Here is a 23,652-nt window from a genome sequence, read left to right on the forward strand (position 1 = left end):
CGGAGGCGGGTGCAAGAAATCGGACCGTCAGCTGCCGCTCACGCCGCGACCGGAGGCCTCCAGCGACTCGGGCGTCCGCAGGAGTCCGCCCTCTGCGCGACAGGTCGCGGCGGCGACATCCATCGCGCGCAGCAGCAGTGCGCGCCACTCCCCCAGGTCGGACGGAGACGCTGTGACCAGGCCCTCTGCGACGGCGGCGAGAGTCGCATCCCCCGCGCCGACGGTGTCGATCACCGCGCCGGGAAGCTGCGCGATGGGGGCGGAGACGATGCCGGCATCCGCGTCGATCGTGGCGCCGTCGGCACCCGCGGTCGCGAGGACGGCCGCAGCACCGAGGTCCCGCAGGCGCGCGCGCAGCGCGTCGAGGTCACCGTCGTAGAGGATCGCCGCATCATCCGCACCGACCTTGACGATGGCAGCCGAAGCCACGAGCTGTTCGAATCCGCGGACGAACTCCTCCCGGTCGCTGAGCATCCCGGCGCGCGGGTTGGGATCGATCGCGACGCGTGCGTCTCCCAGGGCATCGCGCAGTGCGTCGACCTCCGCCGGCTCATCGAAGGGGAAGCAGCTGATCGCGACGAGCCCGGCGTCGGCGATCGCCTGACGAGCGTCGTCGGAGTATCGGATGCTGCGTCTCTGGGCGGCCTCGTTGAAGACGTACTGCGGTTCGCCGTCGGCCGCCCGCTGCACGATCGCGCGGGACGAGCCGAGGGGAGCCTCACTCCCGATCAGGCGCACGCCGTGGTCGGACAGGTACTCGCGGATGTGCGCGCCTGCCTCGTCCTCCCCGACCATGGCGATCAGCGTCGTCTCGACTCCCAGCCGCCGCAGTCCGACGGCGACGTTGAGTGCCGCACCGCCCACGAGCTCGCGGACGCCGGAATCGTCGCGGATCTCATCGATCAAGGCATCGCCGATCACGACAACGGAACCGGCGGAAGAAGTCTGATTGCTCACCCGCCGACACTATCGTGGCGCCGTGCACCGACGGGCTGCATCGCGTTCCTCTCCCGTCGCGCCGCCGACGAGCAGTACGGTGTGGACATGAAGCCCCGACTCGCCGGCGCTGCCGCCGCGTTCCTCCTCCTCGTCGTTCGCGATGTGCTCATCGACACGCGCTACACGAACCTCGCGCCGACCGGTTACACCTCGAGCATCGTGGAGCACATCTTCGGCTGACGTCCAACGCGCTCCGCGCGTGTCAGGATCCTCCGCCGACTGCACGGCTTCTCGACGAGTGCACGGCTCGGCGACACACGTCACCCGTGCGCTCGGCAGCTTCCCGTGCACTCGCGCCACGTCGCACACCGCCGGGCACGCAGAAGGCCCCAGGCGAGTCGCCTGGGGCCTTCTTCGTCATTCAGTACTCAGTACTGCGGCTCTCGCCTCGATCAGTTGTAAGTACCGGGGGTGATGTCGTCCGTCGAGAACGCGTCGAAGTCGACGTAGCCGAAGTCACCGTCGGCGTACGCACCGTCGGATGCGAAGATCCGGTTCGGGTAGCGCTCGCTCTTGGCTTCCTCGGTGGCCTCGACCGTGACGTCGCGGTACTTCGAGAGACCGGTTCCGGCGGGGATGAGCTTACCGATGATGACGTTCTCCTTGAGACCGACCAGCGGGTCGCGCTTGCCCTGCATCGCAGCCTCGGTGAGCACGCGGGTCGTCTCCTGGAAGGAGGCGGCCGACAGCCACGATTCGGTCGCGAGCGACGCCTTCGTGATACCCATCAGCTCCGGACGGCCGGACGCGGGACGCTTGCCCTCTGCCACAGCCTCGCGGTTGATCGACTGGTAGCGCTTGAGGTCGACCATCTCACCCGGGAGCAGGGTCGTGTCGGCGTGATCGACGACGGTGACCTTGCGGAGCATCTGACGGACGATGACCTCGATGTGCTTGTCGTGGATCGGCACACCCTGCGAGCGGTACACGCCCTGGACGCCGCCGACGAGGTAACGCTGCACCTCGCGAGCGCCCATGACGCGCATGATCTCCTTGGGGTCGAGCGTGCCCACGAGGATCGGCTGACCGACCGTGACGTGCTGCCCGTCCTCGACGAGAAGCGTCGCACGCTTCAGCACCGGGTAGATGACCGGCTCGTCACCGCTGTCGGGCGTGAGGATGACCTTCTTGCCCTTGTCGGTCTCGTCGATCGCGATGCGGCCATCGGCCTCGGCGATCGGCGACGCGCCCTTGGGGGTACGCGCCTCGAAGAGCTCCTGCACACGGGGAAGACCCTGCGTGATGTCATCCGCCGATGCCGAACCACCCGTGTGGAAGGTACGCATCGTCAGCTGGGTACCGGGCTCACCGATCGACTGGGCCGCGATGATGCCGACGGCCTCGCCGATGTCGACGGTCTTGCCGGTCGCGAGCGAACGGCCGTAGCACTGCGCGCAGACACCGACGGCGGAGTCGCAGGTCAGGACCGAGCGCACCTTGATGCTCTCGACACCGAGCCCGACGAGCTTGTCGATCAGCACGTCACCCACGTCGTCACCGGCCGAGGCGAGAACCTCGCCCGACTCGCTCACGACATCGGAGGCCAGCGTACGAGCGAACACCGAGTTCTCGACGTTCGCGTCGCGCACGAGCTCACCCTGCGAGTTCGGTGCGGCGATCGGGAGCTCGAGGCCCTTCGACGTGCCGCAGTCCTCTTCGCGGATGATGACGTCCTGCGAGACGTCCACCAGACGACGGGTCAGGTAACCCGAGTCGGCGGTACGCAGAGCGGTGTCGGCCAGACCCTTACGGGTACCGTGCGTCGCGATGAAGTACTCCGCAACCGACAGACCCTCGCGGTACGAGGAGATGATCGGACGCGGGATGATCTCACCCTTGGGGTTGTTCACCAGACCACGCATACCGGCGATGTTCCGGATCTGCAGCCAGTTACCACGAGCACCCGACGACACCATGCGGTTGATGGTGTTGTCCTCGGGGAAGTTCGCCTTCATGGCGGCCTGGACCTCGTCGGTGGCCTCGGTCCAGATCTTGATGAGCTCCTGGCGACGCTCGGAGTCGGTCGTCAGACCCTTCTCGTACTGCGACTGGACCTTCGCGGCCTGCTTCTCGTAGCCGGCGACGATCTCCGCCTTGTTCGGCGGGGTGAGGATGTCGCTCAGGGCGACGGTCACACCGGAGCGCGTTGCCCAGTAGAAACCGGCGTCCTTGATGCGGTCCAGCGAGGCAGCCGTCTCGACCTTGGGGTACTCCTCGGCCAGCTTGTTGACGATCTGCGACAGCTTGTTCTTGTCAGCCTGCTCGCGGACGAACGGGTAGCCCTTGGGCAGCGTGTCGTTGAAGATCGCCTGACCCAGCGAGGCGTCGACGAGACCGTGACGCTCGTAGCCCTCGGGGGCTTCGCCCTCGAGGAAGGTCAGACCGGGGATGCGGATGCGGATCTTCGCCTGCAGGTCGAGGGAACCCTCGTCCTTGGCCAGGATCGCCTCGCCCACGGAACCGAACGCACGCCCCTCACCGGCTGCGCCCTCCTTGACCGTGGTCAGGTGGTGCAGACCGATGATCATGTCCTGCGAAGGCAGGGTGACCGGACGGCCGTCAGACGGCTTCAGGATGTTGTTCGACGCGAGCATCAGCACGCGGGCCTCGGCCTGAGCCTCCACCGACAGCGGCAGGTGTACAGCCATCTGGTCACCGTCGAAGTCGGCGTTGAACGCCGCGCAGACGAGCGGGTGCAGCTGGATGGCCTTGCCCTCGACGAGCTGAGGCTCGAACGCCTGGATGCCCAGACGGTGCAGGGTGGGTGCACGGTTGAGCAGCACCGGACGCTCGCGGATGATCTCCTCGAGCACGTCCCAGACCTCGGGACGGGTGCGCTCGACGGCGCGCTTGGCCGCCTTGATGTTCTGCGAGTGACCGAGGTCGATCAGGCGCTTGATCACGAACGGCTTGAAGAGCTCCAGAGCCATCTGCTTGGGCAGACCGCACTGGTGCAGCTTCAACTGCGGGCCGACGATGATGACCGAACGGCCCGAGTAGTCGACACGCTTTCCGAGCAGGTTCTGGCGGAAACGACCCTGCTTACCCTTCAGCATGTCGCTGAGGGACTTCAGGGCACGGTTGCCGGTACCGGTGACGGGACGACCACGGCGACCGTTGTCGAACAGTGCGTCGACGGCCTCCTGCAGCATGCGCTTCTCGTTGTTGACGATGATCTCGGGGGCACCGAGGTCGATCAGACGACGAAGACGGTTGTTGCGGTTGATCACACGGCGGTACAGGTCGTTCAGGTCGGAGGTCGCGAAGCGGCCACCGTCGAGCTGGACCATCGGGCGCAGCTCCGGCGGGATCACCGGGACGACGTCGAGGACCATCGCGGCCGGGCTCATGCCGGTCTCGAGGAACGAGCTGACGACCTTGAGGCGCTTGATCGCACGGATCTTGCGCTGGCCCTTGCCCTCGGAGATCTGCAGACGCAGGTTCTCCGCCTCGGCGACGAGGTCGAACGCCGCGAGGCGACGCTGGATCGACTCGGCGCCCATGTAGGCCTCGAAGTACTGGCCGAAGCGGTCCTGCAGCTCGTGGAAGACGTCGTCCTCCGGGCGCAGAGCACCGACCTCGAGGGTGCGGAAGTCCTCCCACACGCGCTCCAGCTTCAGGATCGCCTCGTCGGCACCCTTGCGGATGAGCGACATCTCCTTCTCGGCGGCGTCCTTGACCTTCTTCTTGGCGTCGGCCTTGGCACCCTCTGCCTCGAGGGCAGCGAGCTCCTCCTCCAGCTTGGCCAGGCGCTCCGCGATCTTGGCATCGCGGCGGTCGCCGAGCGTCTTCAGCTCGAGGCGGATGTTGTTCTCCTGCGTGCCCAGGTCGCGGTGACGAGCTTCCTCGTCGACCGAGATGACCATGTAGGCGGCGAAGTAGATGACCTTCTCGAGGTCCTTCGGCGCCATGTCGAGCAGGTAGCCCAGACGCGAGGGCACGCCCTTGAAGTACCAGATGTGGGTGACGGGAGCGGCGAGCTCGATGTGACCCATGCGCTCACGACGGACGGAGCTCTTGGTGACCTCCACGCCGCAGCGCTCGCAGACGATGCCCTTGAAGCGGACGCGCTTGTACTTGCCGCAGGCGCACTCCCAGTCGCGGGACGGGCCGAAGATCTGCTCTCCGAAGAGACCATCCTTCTCCGGCTTCAGGGTGCGGTAGTTGATGGTTTCGGGCTTCTTGACCTCGCCGTAGGACCACGCGCGGATGTGGTCTGCGGTCGCCAGGCCGATGCGAAGCTCATCGAAAGTTGTGGACTCGAGCACTAGTTCTCCTGTGTCGGAAATTCTTTTTGAGAAGTCTGCTTCGGTGGGCCCGGAACGCGTGTCCCGGGCCCCCGAAGGATTAGATCTCGTCGATCGAGGCGGCCTCGAAGCGGCTGGAGATGTTGATACCGAGCTCTTCTGCGGCGCGGAACGCCTCATCGTCGGTGTCGCGGAGGTTCACCAGCGTGCCGTCGGCCGAGAGGACCTCGACGTTCAGGCAGAGCGACTGCATCTCCTTCATGAGCACCTTGAAGGACTCGGGGATGCCGGGCTCCTGGATGTTCTCGCCCTTGACGATCGCCTCGTACACCTTGACGCGGCCGAGGATGTCGTCGGACTTGATCGTGAGGAGCTCCTGGAGCGCGTATGCGGCGCCGTAGGCCTCGAGGGCCCACACCTCCATCTCACCGAAGCGCTGTCCACCGAACTGCGCCTTACCACCGAGCGGCTGCTGGGTGATCATCGAGTACGGACCCGTGGAACGTGCGTGGATCTTGTCGTCGACCAGGTGGTGCAGCTTCAGGATGTACATGTAGCCGACCGAGATCGGGGCCGGGAACGGCTCGCCGGAGCGGCCGTCGAACATCTGGGCCTTTCCGCTGGAGTCGATCAGGCGGACGCCGTCGCGCGTCGGGATGGTCGCGTCGAGGAGACCGGCGATCTCCTCCTCGCTCGCACCGTCGAACACCGGGGTGGCGACCTTCGTGCCGGGAGCGGCCTCGAATGCCTGCTCCGGCAGACGGGCTGCCCACTCCGGAGTGCCTTCGACCTTCCAGCCCTGCTTCGCGATCCACCCGAGGTGGGTCTCGAGGACCTGGCCGAAGTTCATTCGACCGGGGATGCCGAGCGGGTTCAGGACGATGTCGACCGGGGTGCCGTCCGCCATGAACGGCATGTCCTCGATCGGGAGGATCTTCGCGATGACACCCTTGTTGCCGTGACGGCCGGCGAGCTTGTCACCCTCGGTGATCTTGCGCTTCTGGGCGATGTAGACCACGACGCGGCGGTTGACCCCCGAGCCGAGCTCGTCGTCGCCGTCCTCGGCGTTGAACTCCTTGACCGCGATGATCGTGCCCTGCTCGCCGTGAGGCACCTTCAGGGACGTGTCGCGGACCTCGCGGCTCTTCTCGTTGAAGATCGCGCGGAGCAGACGCTCCTCGGCCGACAGCTCGGTCTCACCCTTCGGCGTGACCTTTCCGACGAGGATGTCGCCGGGGCGGACCTCGGCACCGATGCGGATGATGCCGCGCTCGTCGAGGTCCTTCAGCAGCTCCGGGCTGACGTTGGGGAGGTCACGGGTGATCTCCTCCTTGCCGAGCTTGGTGTCGCGGGCGTCGACCTCGTACTCCTCGATGTGGATCGAGGAGAGGGTGTCGTCCTTCACCAGGTCCTGGCTCAGGATGATCGCGTCCTCGAAGTTGTAGCCTTCCCACGTCATGAACGCGACGAGGAGGTTCTTTCCGAGGGCCAGCTCGCCGTTCTCGGTGGCGGGGCCATCGGCGATGACCTCTCCGACCTCGACGCGCTCACCGGCGTTGACGACGACCTTCTGGTTGTACGACGTGCCCTGGTTGGAGCGGTCGAACTTGCGGAGGTGGTACTCCTGCGTCCCGCCCTCGTCGAGCATGACGACGACGCGGTCTGCGGAGACCTCGGAGACGACACCGGCCTTGTCGGCGGTGAGCACGTCACCGGCGTCGATGGCCGTGTAGCCCTCCATACCGGTTCCGACGAGCGGCGAGTCGCTGCGCAGCAGCGGCACAGCCTGACGCTGCATGTTGGCACCCATGAGGGCGCGCTGTGCGTCGTCGTGCTCGAGGAACGGCACGAGCGAGGTCGCGACCGACACCATCTGGCGCGGGGAGACGTCGATGTAGCCGATGTCCTCCGGGAGGAACATGTCGACCTCGCCGCTGCCGCCCTTGGGGCGCGCCAGCACGTGGCTCTCGATGAAGCGACCCTTGGCATCGAGCGGCGCGTTGGCCTGCGCGATGTTGAAGTCGACCTCTTCGGAAGCCGTGAGGTAGTCGATGTGCTCGGTGACGACGCCACCCTCGACCTTGCGGTACGGGGTCTCGATGAAACCGAACGAGTTGATGCGCGCGAAGGTCGCGAGAGCACCGATCAGACCGATGTTCGGGCCTTCAGGCGTCTCGATCGGGCACATGCGGCCGTAGTGCGAGGGGTGGACGTCACGGACCTCGACGCCGGCGCGGTCACGGGAGAGACCACCCGGGCCCAGCGCGGAGAGACGACGCTTGTTCGTCAGACCGGCGAGCGGGTTGTTCTGGTCCATGAACTGCGACAGCTGCGACGTTCCGAAGAACTCCTTGATCGCGGCGACGACGGGACGCACGTTGATCAGGGTCTGCGGGGTGATCGCCTCGATGTCCTGCGTGGTCATGCGCTCGCGGACGACGCGCTCCATGCGGGACAGACCGGTGCGGACCTGGTTCTGGATCAGCTCGCCGACCGCGCGGATGCGACGGTTGCCGAAGTTGTCGATGTCGTCGGTCGCGAGACGGATCTCGGCCTTCTTGCCGCCGCGGATGCCCGTGAAGGTCTCCTCGGTGCCGGCGTGCAGGCGCACCAGGTACTTGATCGTGGCCACGATGTCCTCGACGGTCAGCACCGAGGAGGTCAGCGGCTGGTCCAGGCCCAGCTTGTGGTTGATCTTGTAACGACCGACCTTGGCCAGGTCGTAGCGCTTCGGGTTGAAGTAGAAGTTGTCCAGGAGCGCGCGGGCGGCCTCGGCGGCGACCTGCTCGCCCGGACGGAGCTTGCGGTAGATGTCGCGGAGCGCATCTTCCTTGGTGACGATCGTGTCCTTCGCGAGCGTCTCCTCGATCGAGGTGTAGCCGGCGAACTCGGCGAGGATCTCCTCGCTGGTCATGCCCAGTGCCTTGAGGAAGACGGTGACCGACTGCTTGCGCTTGCGGTCGACGCGCACGCCCACCTGGTCGCGCTTGTCGATCTCGAACTCGAGCCATGCGCCACGGCTCGGGATGACGCGCGCCGACACGATGTCCTTGTCGGACGTCTTGTCGGGGGTCTTGTCGAAGTAGACACCCGGCGAACGCACGAGCTGCGACACGACGACGCGCTCGGAGCCGTTGATGATGAACGTGCCCTTGTCGGTCTGCAGCGGGAAGTCGCCCATGAAGACCGTCTGGGTCTTGATCTCACCCGTGAGGTGGTTCATGAACTCGGCCTCGACGTACAGCGGAGCGGCGTAGGTCTTGCCACGCTCCTTGCACTCCTCGATCGAGTACTTCTCCGGCTCGAGGTAGGGGTTCGTGAACGACAGCTGCATCGTCTCGCCGAGGTCCTCGATCGGAGAGATCTCCTCGAAGATCTCGCCCAGACCGCTGTTCTCGTTGACGTCGGTGCGACCCTGCTTCTTGGCCTCGGCCACGCGCGCCTTCCAGGCGTCGTTGCCGACCAGCCAACCGAAGGACTCGGTCTGCAGGGCGAGAAGGTCAGGGACCGTCAGCGTGTCGGAGATCTTGGCGAACGAAAGACGGGAAGCTCCGCGTCCGTTCTTGGTGGTGGTGGATGTGGATGCGTTGCGAGCAGCAGCCAAGGGAATAACCTCCGTGAGCCCCGCAGGGCTTCTCGATTCCTTTGTCGTCAGGTGGAGTGTGCGCCCGGGAACTCGACAGATGCCGACCACCATATGAGGGCAGGGAGAAACGAGCGCAACTACTAACTATACGCACGATTATGCGACATGGCAAGCGCAGTCCTTGACCAATCTCGGAAGCTGCGGTATGAGTCTCCGATCGCCGGACCGGAACACATGCGGCCCGGCGATCGGAGGAGGTGATCTCAGGACGCGATGCCCAGCTCGTTGCCGGGGATCGACGCCAGCAGACGCCGCGTGTACGGGTCACGGGGATTCGTGAAGATCTCCTCCGACGTCGCCGCCTCCACGAGCCTGCCGTCCTTCATGACGCACACGTAGTCGCTGATCAGCCGCACCACCGCGAGGTCGTGGGAGATAAACAGGTAGCTCAGGCCGTACTCCCGCTGCAGGTCGCCGAGCAGCTTCAGGATCTGGTCTTGCACCAGCACGTCCAGCGCCGACACCGGCTCGTCGCAGACGATCAGATCCGGCGAGAGGGCGAGAGCCCGTGCGATCGCGACACGCTGTCGCTGGCCGCCGGACAGCTCGGACGGATACCGCCGCAGCATCGACTGCGGCAGGGCCACGTCGTCGAGCAGCTGCCGCACGCGCTTGCGCCGATCGGCGCCGCTCCCCCGCTTGTAGAACTCCAGCGGCTCGGCGATCAGGCGCTCGATCGTGAACATCGGGTTCAGGCTCGAGTACGGATCCTGGAAGATCGGCTGCACCTGCTGCCGGAACTCCTTCGTCTCCGCCCGGCTCAGCGACGCGATGTCCTTGCCCTCGTAGCGGATCAGCCCGCTCGTCGGCTCGATCACCTTCAGCAGCATCCGCGCGGTCGTGGTCTTGCCGGAACCCGACTCGCCCACGATCGCGACCGTCTCCCCGCGCGGGATCACCAGCGACACGTCGTCGACGGCCACGAAATCCTCGCCGCGGCCCCGCACCGGGTACACCTTGGTGAGATTCTCGATCTCGACGATGTTGTCCGCGGGGGCCGCCTCGACGACGGCATCGGCAGCAGCGACGGCATCGGCCGCCCGTTCCCGGGTCCGGAAGGCCTCGGGTCGCAGGCGTGCCGCCGCGACGGACGGGGCCGCCTTCACGAGCGACTGCGTGTACGGATGCTGCGGGTCCTCCAGGATCTGGCGCGCATCGCCCTGCTCCACCACCTTGCCGCGGTGCATCACGATCACCCGCTCCGCACGCTCGGCGGCGAGGCCCAGGTCGTGCGTGATGAGCAGCACCGCCGTGCCCAGCTCGCGCGTCATCTGCCCGATCTGATCGAGGATCGTCTGCTGCACCGTGACGTCGAGCGCGCTGGTGGGCTCGTCGGCGATCAGCAGTCGCGGCTTGCACGCCAGACCGATCGCGATGAGCGCACGCTGGCGCATGCCGCCGGAGAACTCGTGCGGGTACTGCTTCGCCCGCCGCGCCGGATCGGGAAGGCCCGCGGCGGTCAGCGCCTCGACCACCTTCGCCTGCACGTTCTGTCGGGTGGCGAGGCCATGCGCGAGCAGCGTCTCCGCCACCTGCGTGCCGATCTTCGCCACCGGGTTCAGGTTCGACATCGGGTCCTGCGGCACGAGACCGATGTCACGACCGCGGATCGTGCGCAGTTCGTGCTCGGGTGACCGCGAGATCTCCTTGCCGTCGAGCCGGATGCTGCCGGACGCGATCCGGCCTCCCCCGGCGAGCAGTCCGATGATGGCCATCGCGGTGGTGGACTTGCCCGAGCCGGACTCCCCCACGATCGCGACGGTCTCGCCGGGACGGATCTCGAGGTCGACGCCTTCGACGGCGTGCACGACGCCGTCCATGGTGGCGAAGTCCACGGCCAGTCCCTGGACCGACAGCAACGGTTCGGTCGACATCTGCTTCTCCTTCGCGGCGCTCACGGCACCGTCGTCCCGCGCGTTCATCGCGCCCTCGTCCGGGGGTCCATCGCCTCGCGCAGCGCTTCACCCAGCAGGGTGAAGCCGAGCGCCGTGACGGCGATGCAGATACCGGGGAGGAAGGCGAGCCAGGGCGCGATGGCGAGCTCGGCCTGCGCGTAGGTGAGCATGCGCCCCCACTCCGCCGTCTCGGGCCGTCCGCCGCCGAGGCCGAGGAACGACAGCGCCGCCGCATCGATGACCGCGGTGGCGAGCGTCAGGGTGCCCTGAACGATCACGGGTCCGATCGCGTTCGGCAGCACGTGCGACATGGTGATCTTGCCGCGACCCAGACCGAGCGTCTGCGCCGAGAGCACGTAGTCGCTGGAGCGCTGCTGCAGCATGGAGGCGCGCAGCAGCCGGGCGAAGATCGGCACCTGGGAGGCCCCGATCGCGATCATGATGGCGAACGGGGTCTGCCCGAGGATCGCGGCGATCGACACCGCCAGCAGCAGGTTCGGCACCGAGAGGATGATGTCGACGATGCGCATGATGAGCGTGTCGACCCAGCCGCCGAACGTGCCGGCGAGCAGACCGAGGATCATGCCGCCGACCAGGCCCATCGCCGTGGAGATGACGCCGATCATAAGAGACGCCTGCGCGCCCCAGATGAGCTTGGACAGCACGTCGCCGCCGAAGCGGTCGAGGCCCAGCGGGAACTGCGGCAGCTCCCCCGGTCCCGGGATGTAGGTCGGCGTGATGTACTTCGCACCCGGCAGCGCCGTCTCCGGGTAGGGAGCGATCAGGGGCGCGAGCGCGGCGATGAGCAGGAACGCCACCACGATGGCCGCGCCGATCCATGCCGTCGGGTTTCGGCGGAGGCGGCGGAACACGTCCCGCCAGAAGCCGCCGGAGCCGTTCTTCAGATCGGCCTGGGCGATGGCGACGGTGTCGATGCTGCCGCCGCTCTCCGCGGAGGGGCCCTGGGCGGGCGGGAGCGCGATGGTCATGCGACCGCCTCCTTTCGGACGATGGGGAGGGACATCACTGCACCCTCACTCTCGGGTCGATGAAGCTGTAGGAGACATCGACCGCCAGGTTGATCAGCGCGTACGCGATCGCGATGAAGATGATGAAACCCTGGAGGACCGGGAAGTCCCTGGTGAAGATCGCTCTCGCCAGGAACGAGCCGATTCCGGGGAAGGCGAACACCGTCTCGGTGAGCACCGCCCCCGAGATCAGGAGCCCGGTCTGCAGGCCGATCGTGGTGATCACCGGGAGCATGGCGTTGCGCAGGATGAAGCGGTTCCGCAACGTCGGCGATCCGACACCCTTCGCGCGGCCGGTGCGCACGTAGTCGGCGTTCTGCACTTCCAGGACGCTGGCCCTGGTGATGCGGACGATGATCGCGAGCGGGATGGTGCCGAGCGCGAGCGCCGGGAGGATCAGGTGCAGGATCGCATCCCATGCGGCATCGAACTCGCCGGTGATGATGCCGTCCCACACATAGAACCCGGTGGGATGGGTCGCGTCTATTCGTGGATTCTGGCGCCCGTCCGACGGCAGCCATCCCAATTGCACCGCGAAGACGTACTTCAGGATGAACGCGAGGAAGAACACCGGGATGGTGATGCCGATCAGGCTCAGCACCACCGACGCGTGGTCGGTGAACTTCCCGTGGCGGCGGGCGGCCCAGTACCCCAGCGGGATGCCGATGCCCACCGCGAAGATGAGCGCCATGACGCTCAGCTCCAGCGTCGCGGGGAACCGGCGGAGGAACTCCTCCGTCACCGGTCGGTTGGTCTGGATGGAGGTGCCGAAGTCTCCCTGCAGGAGGCGTCCGATCCAGATGAAGTACTGCTCGATGAGGGGCTTGTCGAAGCCGTAGAGCTCGTTGACTCTCGCGACGGCCTCGGGTGTGGCCTTCTCGCCGAGCAGGGCGACCGCGGGGCCGCCGGGGAGGGCCCTGACCCAGGCGAACAGCAGGATGCTGAGCCCGAACAGGGTGGGGATGAGGAACAGCAGTCGCCTGCCGATGGTGCGCAGCACGAAGATCTCCGTCGATCAGAAGGTACGCCGTTCCCCCGGTCCCGCTGAATGCGCGGGACCGGGAGAGCGTCGTATCAGGTGGTCAGGCCTACTTGGTGAGGACGATGTCCGTGAAGACCTCGTCGTTCACCGGGCTGGCGGGATAGCTCTTCACGCGCGGGTCGAACGCCAGGGTCGGCGCCGGGTGCGCGAGCGGGACGCCCGGGATGAACTGGGCGACCATCTCGTTGATCTCCTCGTAGAGCGCCGTCTGGTCCTCGAGGTTGGAGACGCCGCGCGCCTCGTTCAACTTCTGGAACAGCTCGGGGTTGTCGAAGCCCCACTCGGAGCTCTGCTGGCCGAAGAAGACGCCGACGAAGTTGTCGGTGTCGTTGTAGTCGCCGGTCCAACCGAGCAGATGGATGCCGTGGTCCGAGGTGCCGGTGGTGCGGTCGAGGTACTCGACCCACTCCTCCGAGACCGGGGTGGTCTCGACGCCGACCTCGGAGAGCTGGGACGACAGCACCGTGAAGATCTGCTCGGGGTCCGGCATGTAGGGACGCGAGACGTTGACCGGGTAGTTGAAGGTGAGCTTCAACGGGTTCGCCTCGGTGTAGCCCGCCTCGGCCAGCAGCGACTTCGCCTTCTCGGGGTCGTAGTCGTAGGTCGTGACATCGGGGTTGTAGCCGTTGACGACCTCGGGCACGAACTCGATCGCCTTCTGCGTGCCCTCCGGCAGCACCTGGCTGATCAGCGCATCCTTGTCGACCGCGTACGAGAGGGCCTCACGGACCTTCGGGTCCTGCAGCTCCGGGACCGCCTGGTTGAAGGCGAGGTAGAGGATCGTGAACGGCGGACGCGACACCATGGTGAAGCCGTCGTCCTCGAGCGCCTTGGTATCAGCGGGGCCGACCAGGTCGTAGCCGTCGATCGATCCGGACTCGAGCGCCTGGCGGCGAGCGGTCGGGTCGTCGATCGTGCGGAAGATGATCTCGTCGACCTGTCCCTTGTCTCCCCAGTACCCGTCATAGGACTTGAGCGTGACCTGCTCGCCCGGTGCCCATTCCTCGAAGGCGTAGGGCCCGGTGCCGACGGGGTGACCCATCGCATACTCGGAGAGCTGCGGGGCCTCGGCGGAGCCGCTGACCTCATCCGCGCCGAACTCCTGCATCGCCGAGGGGCTCTGCATGGCGAAGGCCGGCAGCGAGAGCGAGGCGACGAAGCCGGCGAACGGCTTGTTCAGCTCGATCGTGACCGAGTTCTCGCCGTCGGGGGTGCAGGACTTGTACACGGCATCCGCCGCGTTCGAGGCGTACCCCTTGAAGAGCTTGTTGTAGTAGTAGCCGAAGGCCTCGGACGCGGCGAGCCCTGTCCAGTTGAACCAGCGGTCGAAGTTCACGCAGACGGCCTCGGCGTTGAACGGCGTGCCGTCCTGGAACGTGACGTCTTTCTTCAGCTCGAAGGTATGGGACATGCCGTCCTCGGACGACTCCCACGACTCGGCGAGGAGCGGTGCCGGGTCGGCGGTACCGGGCTCGGTGCCGACGAGACCTTCGAAGATCTGACGCGAGACGCGGAAGCTCTCGCCGTCCTGCGCGAAGGCGGGGTCGAGACTCGCCGGGTCGGAGGAGGCGGCGAAGACGAACGTGCCGTCGACGTCGCCGGAACCTTCAGACCCTTCGTCACCACGCTCGCTGGCGACACAGCCCGCGAGGGCGAGCGCAGCGATCGTGGCTCCGGTTACGGCGATGAGTCCTCGCCGACGCTTGACTGATTGGTGCATTGTGTGACCTTCCCTGTCGGGCGCTTCGTTGCGCGTCCCGAGGCTTCTTCGCCTCGGGGACGGTGATGACTCGACGGTACCCAGCAGATCCTCAGATGCCAAACGCATCCATGTTGCAATCCGATATCGGCGCAGCCCGCACCGATCCGGTAGTGTCCAGATCGTGCCAGACACCACCCCGCTCGCCGTCTGCTTCGGCGAGGGCATGGTCGCCCTCGTCGCCGCCACCGCCGGTCCGCTCGAGGACTGCCGGACCTTCCACCGCTCCCTCGCGGGCGCCGAGTGGAACACCGCGATCGCCCTGGCCTCGGCGGGCATTCGCACCTCGGTCCTCTCCCGTGTGGGCGACGACGGATTCGGACGCTTCCTCCTCGCCGAGTTGCACGCCCATGACGTCGACGCCTCCGCGGTCGAAGTCGACGGCGACGCGCCCACCGGCCTCTACGTGAAAGAACTCTCGGCCCGTGACGACGGAGCGGTCGACGGCACCATGCACTATTACCGTGCCGGCTCCGCCGCCGCAGCCCTCTCACCGCAGACGCTGACCACACCGGCGGCATCCGCCCTCCTCGCCGATGCCGCACTCGTGCATACCTCGGGCATCACGCCGGCGCTCTCTGCCTCGGCGCTCGCGGCCCAGGAGGCCCTGTTCGCGGATCGACGATCCGACCGGCTGCTCAGCTTCGACCTGAACTGGCGACCGGCGCTCTGGCGCGGCCGCGAGGCGGAGGGCAGGAGGATCGTCTCCGACTTCGCACGCCGGGCCGACGTCGTGTTCTGCACCAGGCCCGACGCGGAAGCCGTGTTCGGGACGAGCGATCCGCAGCAGCTGCGAGCACTCTTCCCTGAGCCGCGGTATCTGCTCGTCACCGATTCGAGCGGGGCCGTGGCGTTCGACCGCACGGAGACCGCCGAGAGCGACGCGCTGGACGCACCCGTGGTGGAGACCATCGGGGCCGGAGATGCCTTCGCGGCCGGCTTCCTCGCCGGGATCCTCACCGGCCTGTCGCTGGCGGGGAGCGTCGCCCGAGGGCACCGCATCGCGACGCGTGCCCTGGTGAGCACGCGCGATCACGTGGACTGAGGCGCGTCGCCGCGGACGGAGAGATCCCCGCGGGGAGGAACAGCTACGCCCACAACTCCGCCTCACGCAGCGGCCTCCGCCCGACGAGGCGGATACCGATCATCAGGTGCGGCGTCGTGTGGGAACGGCGTCGTGGGTCCGCTGAAGCGAGACCGCAACCGGTTCGCCGCGGTGCTGCACGACACGCACGAACAGCACGTCGACGAGCGCGAGCTGAGCGATGCGGCTCGACATCGCGGCCATCCGGAACGGCGATTCGTGCGCGTGCGTGAGCAGCACGACATCGGCTGCGAGCGCCAGCGGCGAGTCCGGTGCGCTGGTGACCGCCACGGTGAGGGCTCCGGCATCGCGCGCGACTTCGAGGGCACGCAGCGTCTCCGCGGTCTCTCCGCCGTGGGAGAACGCGATCGCCACATCGTCGGCAGTCCGCAGCGAAGCCGTCGTGACCGCGAGATGCGGGTCCGCCGAGTGCGACACGGAGCATCCGATACGTGACAGCTTCAACTGCAGGTCCTGCGCCGTCAGCGACGACGCCGCCTGACCGAAGAGGTCGATGTGCCGCGCGTCGACCACGGCGCGGGCGACCCGATCGAGGGCGAGGGGGTCGAGCGCCAGGGCGGTCTTCTCGATGGCGTCGATCTCCTGCGCAGCGAGCTTGGCGGCGATCGCCGCTGGACCGTCGTCGGGATCGATCGCCGTGGTGTCCAGACCGAACCGGGCCTGCTGCGCCTGTTCCAGGGTGACCGCGCGGGCGACTGCGACCCTGAGCTCCCGGTACCCGCTGTATCCGAGCGCCTGGGCGTACCGGGCGACCGTCGACAGCGACGTGCGGCAGAGCTGGGCGAGATCGTTGATCGCCAGGTCGACGACGAGTGTCGGGTCTCCCAGGATCGTCTCCGCGACGCGCGCTTCGGCGGCGCTCACCTTGGGAAGTGAGCGCCGCACCCGAGCGAGAACGTCGTCGTCCATGGAGGGAATCCCGTCTCAGCCGGCGCTGGTCATCCTCTGCTGCACCGGGAACCGCCCCAGGAGTGCTTCACGCGCCGTCTGCGCACCGAGCCTACTGGCTGCGGCGACCTCGATCGTCGGCAGCGGCAGCGGATTCGCCGTGGGGAGGCCGACGTTGACGACCACCGCACGAGGATCACGCACAGCGGCACGCTCGACGAGTGCACGCTGCGCGGCGTCCGTGTCGGGACGATCGATCAGCAGCACCGTCGTGCCTGCGGCTGCGGAGACCTCGTCGATCACGCGGTCCTGTTCAGAGACCGGGGCGGATGCCACGTCGAGGCGCACCCGCAGGCCATCTCCGGCCAGCGCACTCGCGACGTACGACCCCGCGCTGTCGACGGCGAGCGTCGAGCGTCGACGTGCGTCGATGACGGCGAGTTCGGACGTCGCCTGCGGGGCGTCGCCGGAGACGGTCACCACGCGGCGCACGATCTCCGCCGCGTCGAAGGGCTCGATCGGCTCGTGCGTCTGCTCCGCAGCGACGCGGAGCTTGGCGGCGAGGGATGCGACCCTGGCTGCCGCCTCCTCGACACGCGCCCGCGAGAGCGAACCGTCGCGCAGCGCGGCGACGATCCCGTCTCTGGCGGCGCGGAAGTCCTGCTCGTCCTGGTCGGGAAGAGCGGCATCGCCCGGATTCGTCGGGTTGCCGATGCAGAGGAGGTCTGCGCCGGCAGCGAGCGCCTGGGCTGCTCCCCCGCCGAGTCCGACCGTCTCACGGATCGCGGCCATGTCGAGGGCGTCCGTGATGATGACGCCGTCGTAGCCCCAGTCGCGCAGCATGCCGAGCACGCGCGGGTTGAGGGTGGCGGGCTGCTCGCCCCACGCCGGAACCACGATGTGCGCGGTCATGACCGCGTCGACGCCGGCATCGACCGCAGCGCGGAACGGTTCGAGGTGCACCCGTTCGAACTCGTCGAGATCCAGAGTGATCTCGGGGAGCGCGTGGTGCGAGTCCATGTGGGTGTCGCCGTGGCCCGGGAAATGCTTGACGCAGGCGGCCACCGCCCCGTCCTGGATACCGTCGATCGTCGCCACCACGTGCCGTGAGACGAGCGCCTCGTCAGCACCGAAGGCCCGCACGCCGATCACCGGGTTACGGGGGTCGGTGTTGACGTCGGCGACCGGACCGAGCACCACGTTGGCCCCGACGGCGCGCACCCGACGCGCGAGTTCGGCGCCGGTCTTCTCCGACGCGACGAGGTCGTCGAGCAGACCGAGCTGGGCGGCGCCCGGAACCGTCGAGCCGGTGGCGGACTCGAGCCGGGTGACGCTGCCGCCTTCCTCGTCGATGCCGATCAGGGCGTCGGGGTTCGCGTCGAGGATCGCGGCGCTGAGGGCGGGAAGACCCGCGCCGACGTTCTGACCGAAGTACACGACCCCGGCCAGTCCGTCGCGCAGCTCGTCGCGGAGCCACTCCGGGGCTTCCGTGCCGAAGAAGCCCGGCCACAGCACGCCGTTCGCGAGGCGTTCGAGGTCGTCGGTCATCCCTTCACCGCTCCCGCCACCATGCCGGAGGCGAGCTTGCGCTGCACCAGCACGAAGAAGATCATGACGGGCACGGTGATGATCGTCGACGCGCCCATGATGCTGCCCCAGTCGTTGGAGTGCAGGCCGAAGAACGACTTCAGACCGATGGAGACCGTGTACTGGTCGGTCTGCGCGCCCAGGATGGTCATCGCGAAGATGAACTCGTTCCACGCGGTGATGAAGCTGAAGATGCTGGTCGCCACGAGGCCGGGCATCACCAGCGGCAGCAGCACCGATCGGAACATGCGCCACCAGCTCGCGCCGTCGATGTACGCGGCCTCCTCGAGCTCGACCGGGACGGCGGCGACGAAGCCGCGGAGCATCCAGATGCCGAACGCGAGCGACAGTGCGACGTACACGACCATCAGGCCGAGGATGCTGTTGAGCAGACCGAGGCTCTTCACCTGGAGGAAGAGCGGGATGACGAGCGCCTCGAGCGGCACCATCTGCACGATCAGGATCATCATCAGGATCGTGGTGCGGAACTTGAACTTGAAGCGCGCGACCGCGACCGCGGCGAGCAGGCACACGAGCGCGCTCACGAGGACCGTGACGAGCGCCACGATCGCCGAGTTGCGCAGGTAGGTGCCGAATCCGCCGTCGGTGAGCACGAAGGCGAAGTTGTCCCACGTGAACTCCTGCGGGAGCAGTGTCTGGCCACCGCTGGACGCCTTGCCGTCGAATGCGCTGGAGACCATCCAGTAGACGGGGAACAGCGTGAAGATCAGGACGGCGGCGACCGCGATCCCGATTCCGATGCGGGAGCGGAGCCTCGGGCGCGGGTTCACAGCTCGTCCTCCTTCATGAGGGAGCGGATGTAGACGATCGTGATGCCGATCAGCACCAGCGTGAGCAGCACGGCGAGCGCCGCACCGAAGCCGTAGCGGTTCTGGCCGAAGGACTCCACATACGACCAGACGCCGAGGTTGAGCACCTGACGGTTGCCACCCCCACCGCCGGGCATCAGGTACACCTGCGCGAAGACCTTGAAGTCCCAGATGGTCGACAGGATGATCACGACCGAGAAGACGGGCTTGAGCGTGGGGAAGATGATCTTCCAGAATCGACGCCAGGCGCCGGCACCGTCGAGAGCGGCGGCCTCGAGCATCTCCTTCGAGACACCGAGCAGGCCGGCCAGCACCGTGATGGCGACGAACGGGAAGCCGTGGTGCACCACATTGAGGAGCACGATGGCGTAGAACGACCACTGGTTGGTGAACCAGTTCACCGGGTCGTCTATGAGACCGAGGTCACGCAGCACCGTGTTGAAGATGCCGCGGTCGGCATCGAAGATGAAGGTCCAGACATAGGTTCCGGTCACGGCGGGCATCGCCCAGGCGACCATGATGCAGCTGGAGACGATGACGCGCCAGGTGGTGCCGAGGCGTGCGAGCAGGAGCGCGACGAGCGTGCCGACGGCGACCGTGACGAACACGGCCACGGCGGCGAACCCGACGGTGTTGGGCAGCACCACCGTCCAGAGGGTCGGGTTGGTGAGCGCCTCGACGTAGTTGTCGAGACCGATCCAGTTGTTCTCACCGGTGTTGATCTCGCGCAGACCGTAGTCCTGCAGCGAGTAGATGAACACCTGGACGAGCGGCCAGAGCATGAGCACCGCAAGGATGGCCAGCCCGGGCGCGAGAAGGAGCCAGGGGCGGGCCGCGACGATCGAGAGACCGCGTCGCTTCCGGCCGCCGGCCACGGAGGCGGAGGTGGACTCCGCCTTCGTGGCCGGCAGTGGCGCTTGCACCATCGACATGGAAGGGATGCTTCCTTACTTCTGGTTGAGGAGTTCGGTCATCTCGGCGGCGGCGTCCTTCGTCGCGGTCGCGACGTCCTTCTGTCCGCTGAGGATGGCCTGGATCATGGAGTTGGTCGTCTTCTTCGCCTGCACGGCTCCGAAGTTCGGGGTGACCGGAACGGATGCTCCGCCGTCGACCATCTGCTCGGCGAACGGTGCGACCAGCGGGTCGGTCGAGGCCAGCGCCTCTTCCATCGCGGACTGGACGCCCGGGAAGTAGCCGGTCTCGTTCGACCACTGCTCGGCGAACTCGCCGGTGGTCATGAGCTTGACGAACTCCCACGCCAGGTCGGCGTTCTTGGTCGTGTTGAAGACCGAGAGGTGCGATCCGCCGAGCACGGACGGAGCGATGCCACCGTCTTCGCCCGGGATGACGGCCGCGCCGATCTTGCCCTCGAGGTCGGGGTTCGCCTCGACGAGCGACTTCGGCGTCCACGAGCCCGAGAGCATCATGGCGACGTTGCCCTGGGTGAACGCGTCACGGAGGTCGGTCTCCTTCCAGGTGGTCGCACCCGCGGAGGAGAAGCCGTGCTCGGTGGCCAGGCCGGTGTAGAACTCGATGCCGGCCTGCGACTCCGTGCTGTCCAGCTCGCTGGTCCAGGTCTTGCCGTCCTTCGTGGCGATCTCGCCGCCGGCGCCCCAGACCCAGGGGTAGACCTGGAACTCGGCGTCGCCCGGGACCGGGAAGGGGAGCATGTCGGGCTTGGCGGCCTTGATGGCGTCGCCCGCAGCAACGATGTCGTCCCACGTCTTCGGGGCCTCGAGTCCGAGCTCCTCGAACACGTCGGCGCGGTAGACGAGCGAGCGGACGCCCGCGTACCACGGCATGCCGTACAGCTCGCCGTCGTAGGTGCCGGCGACCTCGAGGCCCTCGACGAGGTCGTCGCGGAGGCCCTTCTCGGCATCGACGTACTCGTCGAGCGGCTCGAGCGCACCGGCGTCGGCGAACTCGGCGGTCCAGGTGGTGCCGGTCTCGGCGATGTCGGGGGTCGTGTCGCCGGCGATGGAGGTCACGAAGCGGTCGTGGGCGTCAGCCCACTGGATCTCCTCGATCTTGACCGTCGCGCCGGTCTCCTTCTCGAAGGCGTCGGACACCTTGTCGTAGAAGGCGGAGGCGTCGGGGTTCGTGCCCTTCATGATCCAGACGGTGAGTTCCTGACCCTTGCCGTCGGTGGAGCCGGTGTCGCTGCCGCCGGCGCAACCGGCGAGGGCGAGCGTGGCCACGGCGCCGAGCGCCACGGCCGAGAGAATGCGCTTGTGCATTGCGGGGATCTCCTCTTTGAAAAGTCCTGGCAAGCATCGGGTACTCACCGGGGGTTAGGAAAAAGTATCCACGACTAACTAATTGCCTGCAAGTTCCTCTCACAATCGTCACGCGGCCGTAACATCAGCTTCTCCCGGTAGGCTCCCCGGATGGTTCGCCGCACCCCTGACAAGGACCGTTCGACGGTCGCCCGCCACGCGACGCTCCCCTCCCGCCGGCCCGCCAGAGGAATCCTGAAGATCGCCGGCATCACCCTGGGCATCGTGCTCGTCTCCGCGATCGCGGTCGCTGCCTTCGTCGTGACCGACTACTTCAACCGCTTCAATGAGGGCGCCGTCACCCTGGAAGGGGCGCCCGAGGTCGAGCCGCCCTCGATCAGCGCGTACCCCGGCGAGTTCAGCATGCTCATCATCGGGACCGACGAGTGCGGTGAGGTGTCGACAGGGCTCCTCGCCGCGCGATGCTCGGAGGCCGACGGGGGGATCCTCAACGACGTGAACCTGCTCGTGCACGTGTCGGCCGAGCCCCGCAACGTCACGGTCGTCTCGCTCCCGCGCGACCTCATGATCCCCACACCCGAGTGCACCAGGGAAGACGGATCAGTCGCCTCGGAGACGAGCAAGTCGCAGATCAACTCGATATATCAGAACGCCGGGATGTCGTGTGTGGCGAAGAGCGTCACCGAGCTCACCGGCATCGAGATCCCCTTCGCCGCGAAGATCGACTTCGACGGGGTGATGGAGGTCACCGACGCCATCGGCGGGGTCGAGGTGTGCATCGGCGGCGAGGGCATCCGCGACGAGCACACGTCGATCGACTGGGAGCCGGGACTGCGCACGGTCTCCGGCTACGAGGCACTGCAGTTCATCCGCACACGGCACGGCGTGGGTGACGAGAGCGACATGGCGCGCGTGTCGAACCAGCAGCAGTACATGTCGCGCCTGGTGAAGAAGATCATGAGCGACGAGGTGCTCTCCGACCCGGGGAAGGTGCTCGGGCTCGCTGACACGATCGTCGACAACATCGACCCCAGCGACGAGTTGGGCAACCCCGTCCGACTCGCACAGCTCGCCCTCTCGATCAAGGACGTGCCGTTCTCCGAATTCGTCTTCCTGCAGTATCCGGTGTTCGCCGATCCAGACGACTCCGACCGCGTCGTCCCGAACCGGGACGCCGCGGCCAGCATCTGGGACGCGTTGAAGGCCGGGCAGCCCGTGCAGCTCACCGGGGACGTCAGCAACAACGGAGGCGTCGAGCTCGTGGAGCCCGCGCCGGGAACCGCCCCCGAGGTTCCCGCGACCGACCCTCCGACCACCGACGCCCCGACCACCGACGCCCCGGCGACCGACGCCCCGGCGCCCCGTGCGACGCTCGACTCGGCCATCTCCGGCCAGACGGCGGAGCAGGAGACGTGCGCGAACGGCAAGCAGCGCTGAGCCGCATCGCCAGCGCGTAGGCTCGTGCCCATGGGCCGGACGAGATCGCGCGACACCGAGCATCCCCAGGTCCGGTTGGATCACGGCGGCGTCGCCAGCATCATCCCGTCGGAGTTCACGAGCGGCTTCGAGCTGATCGTCGACGGCACGCCGCAGTCGCACGTCGATCTGGACGACCCGACGCACCTGCACTTCGAGTACATCGTGCGCATGGGGGCGGTGATCGACCAGCTGCCGCCCGGCCCGCTGACCGCCGTGCACCTCGGAGCCGGCGCCCTGACGATCCCGCGCTATATCGAGAGCACGCGTCCCGGTTCGCGCCAGCAGGTGATCGAGCTCGAGGCCCCGCTGGCTCAGCTGGTGCGGGAGCACCTTCCCCTGCCGAAGGGCGCGCCGATCCGGATCAGGATCGGCGATGCCCGCGAAGGCGTGGCGAAGCTGCCGAGCGGACTGCAGGCCAGCTGCGACCTCGTCGTCTCCGACGTGTACTCCGGAGCCCAGACGCCCGCCCACCTCACCAGCGTCGAGTTCTACCGTGAGCTCGCGGAGCTGCTCGCGCACGGCGGCGTGCTCCTCGTCAACGTCGCCGACGGCCCCGGTCTCGCCTTCGCCCGCCGACAGGCCGCGACCATCGCAGACGTGCTCCCCGAGATCGGCATCCTCGCCGACACACAGGTGCTCAAGGGCCGGCGGTTTGGCAACCTCGTCGTCGCGGCCTCGGCCGCTCCCCTGCCGACGGAATGGCTGCCGCGCATCCTGGCCGCCGGTCCCCACCCCGCGAAGATCGCGCAGGGCGCCGAGGCGGACGCCTTCCTCCACGGGGCGCGGATCGTGACCGACGCCGACGCCATCGCCTCCCCGCGACCCGACGCCTCGCTCTTCCTGCGCTGAGCCACGAGCGTCTCCGGCGTCCGAGGAGAGGCACGATCGGTGACAGCAGCGCCGGGGCGCC

At 67.4% G+C, this 23,652-nt stretch carries 16 protein-coding genes; 4 read left to right on the plus strand and 12 right to left on the minus strand.

Annotated features, from left to right (window positions below; genetic code table 11):
* Nucleotides 1-27: 27 nt before the first annotated feature.
* Nucleotides 28-957, minus strand: a complete 930-nt coding sequence (locus ACLFA2_RS04210; protein ID WP_021199013.1) for a PfkB family carbohydrate kinase — start codon at nucleotides 955-957, stop codon at nucleotides 28-30.
* Between the two features lie 87 nt (nucleotides 958-1,044).
* On the opposite strand from ACLFA2_RS04210, the gene ACLFA2_RS04215 reads away from it, so the two are divergent.
* Complete coding sequence (locus tag ACLFA2_RS04215) at nucleotides 1,045-1,179, plus strand: hypothetical protein (RefSeq protein WP_268741822.1); 135 nt, start codon at nucleotides 1,045-1,047, stop codon at nucleotides 1,177-1,179.
* A 212-nt stretch (nucleotides 1,180-1,391) separates the two neighbouring features.
* On the opposite strand, the gene rpoC is transcribed toward ACLFA2_RS04215, so the two are convergent.
* The 6 genes from rpoC to ACLFA2_RS04245 form a co-directional block, all read right to left on the minus strand.
* Nucleotides 1,392-5,267 carry a DNA-directed RNA polymerase subunit beta' gene (rpoC, locus tag ACLFA2_RS04220; RefSeq protein WP_021199011.1) on the minus strand — a complete coding sequence of 1,292 codons (3,876 nt, stop codon included), beginning with the start codon at nucleotides 5,265-5,267 and terminating at the stop codon, nucleotides 1,392-1,394.
* 79 nt (nucleotides 5,268-5,346) lie between these two features.
* Nucleotides 5,347-8,850 carry a DNA-directed RNA polymerase subunit beta gene (locus ACLFA2_RS04225; protein ID WP_021199010.1) on the minus strand — a complete coding sequence of 1,168 codons (3,504 nt, stop codon included), beginning with the start codon at nucleotides 8,848-8,850 and terminating at the stop codon, nucleotides 5,347-5,349.
* A 245-nt stretch (nucleotides 8,851-9,095) separates the two neighbouring features.
* A complete protein-coding gene (locus tag ACLFA2_RS04230; protein ID WP_021199009.1) occupies nucleotides 9,096-10,814 on the minus strand; it encodes an ABC transporter ATP-binding protein in 1,719 nt (572 codons plus the stop codon).
* A complete protein-coding gene (locus ACLFA2_RS04235; RefSeq protein WP_021199008.1) occupies nucleotides 10,811-11,776 on the minus strand; it encodes an ABC transporter permease in 966 nt (321 codons plus the stop codon). The genes ACLFA2_RS04230 and ACLFA2_RS04235 overlap by 4 nt, the downstream gene beginning before the upstream one ends.
* Before the next feature lie 34 nt (nucleotides 11,777-11,810).
* Nucleotides 11,811-12,815 (minus strand): ABC transporter permease, encoded by a 1,005-nt coding sequence (locus ACLFA2_RS04240; protein ID WP_017828176.1) that lies wholly within the window; start codon nucleotides 12,813-12,815, stop codon nucleotides 11,811-11,813.
* A gap of 88 nt (nucleotides 12,816-12,903) precedes the next feature.
* Nucleotides 12,904-14,577, minus strand: a complete 1,674-nt coding sequence (locus tag ACLFA2_RS04245; RefSeq protein ID WP_021199007.1) for an ABC transporter substrate-binding protein — start codon at nucleotides 14,575-14,577, stop codon at nucleotides 12,904-12,906.
* A gap of 163 nt (nucleotides 14,578-14,740) precedes the next feature.
* Between ACLFA2_RS04245 and ACLFA2_RS04250 the strand changes: the two genes are divergently transcribed.
* The gene (locus ACLFA2_RS04250) at nucleotides 14,741-15,661 is read left to right on the plus strand and encodes a sugar kinase (protein ID WP_021199006.1); all 921 of its coding nucleotides are present in this window, start codon (nucleotides 14,741-14,743) and stop codon (nucleotides 15,659-15,661) included.
* A gap of 102 nt (nucleotides 15,662-15,763) precedes the next feature.
* Here the strand turns inward: ACLFA2_RS04250 and ACLFA2_RS04255 are convergent, their stop codons facing one another.
* From ACLFA2_RS04255 to ACLFA2_RS04275, 5 genes are read right to left on the minus strand one after another with little or no spacing between them, the layout of a single operon-like run.
* Nucleotides 15,764-16,630, minus strand: coding sequence for a MurR/RpiR family transcriptional regulator (locus tag ACLFA2_RS04255; protein ID WP_021199005.1), 867 nt, complete (start codon nucleotides 16,628-16,630; stop codon nucleotides 15,764-15,766).
* A 15-nt stretch (nucleotides 16,631-16,645) separates the two neighbouring features.
* Nucleotides 16,646-18,157, minus strand: a complete 1,512-nt coding sequence (locus ACLFA2_RS04260; RefSeq protein WP_426622088.1) for a glycoside hydrolase family 3 N-terminal domain-containing protein — start codon at nucleotides 18,155-18,157, stop codon at nucleotides 16,646-16,648.
* A complete protein-coding gene (locus ACLFA2_RS04265; RefSeq protein ID WP_426622089.1) occupies nucleotides 18,154-18,987 on the minus strand; it encodes a carbohydrate ABC transporter permease in 834 nt (277 codons plus the stop codon). Before ACLFA2_RS04265 ends, ACLFA2_RS04260 begins: the two co-directional genes overlap by 4 nt.
* Nucleotides 18,984-19,958, minus strand: a complete 975-nt coding sequence (locus tag ACLFA2_RS04270; protein ID WP_167253068.1) for a carbohydrate ABC transporter permease — start codon at nucleotides 19,956-19,958, stop codon at nucleotides 18,984-18,986. Before ACLFA2_RS04270 ends, ACLFA2_RS04265 begins: the two co-directional genes overlap by 4 nt.
* Nucleotides 19,959-19,973: 15 nt before the next feature.
* Nucleotides 19,974-21,263: a sugar ABC transporter substrate-binding protein gene (locus ACLFA2_RS04275; protein ID WP_021199002.1), complete on the minus strand. Its 1,290-nt coding sequence runs from the start codon at nucleotides 21,261-21,263 to the stop codon at nucleotides 19,974-19,976.
* A 150-nt stretch (nucleotides 21,264-21,413) separates the two neighbouring features.
* Between ACLFA2_RS04275 and ACLFA2_RS04280 the strand changes: the two genes are divergently transcribed.
* Both ACLFA2_RS04280 and ACLFA2_RS04285 read left to right on the plus strand, forming a co-directional pair.
* Nucleotides 21,414-22,700, plus strand: a complete 1,287-nt coding sequence (locus ACLFA2_RS04280; protein WP_021199001.1) for an LCP family protein — start codon at nucleotides 21,414-21,416, stop codon at nucleotides 22,698-22,700.
* 30 nt (nucleotides 22,701-22,730) lie between these two features.
* Complete coding sequence (locus ACLFA2_RS04285) at nucleotides 22,731-23,591, plus strand: spermidine synthase (protein WP_426622090.1); 861 nt, start codon at nucleotides 22,731-22,733, stop codon at nucleotides 23,589-23,591.
* Nucleotides 23,592-23,652 lie beyond the last annotated feature (61 nt).

The organism is Microbacterium sp. As-52 (genome assembly GCF_049949185.1).
GTDB classification, from domain to species: domain Bacteria; phylum Actinomycetota; class Actinomycetes; order Actinomycetales; family Microbacteriaceae; genus Microbacterium; species Microbacterium maritypicum_A.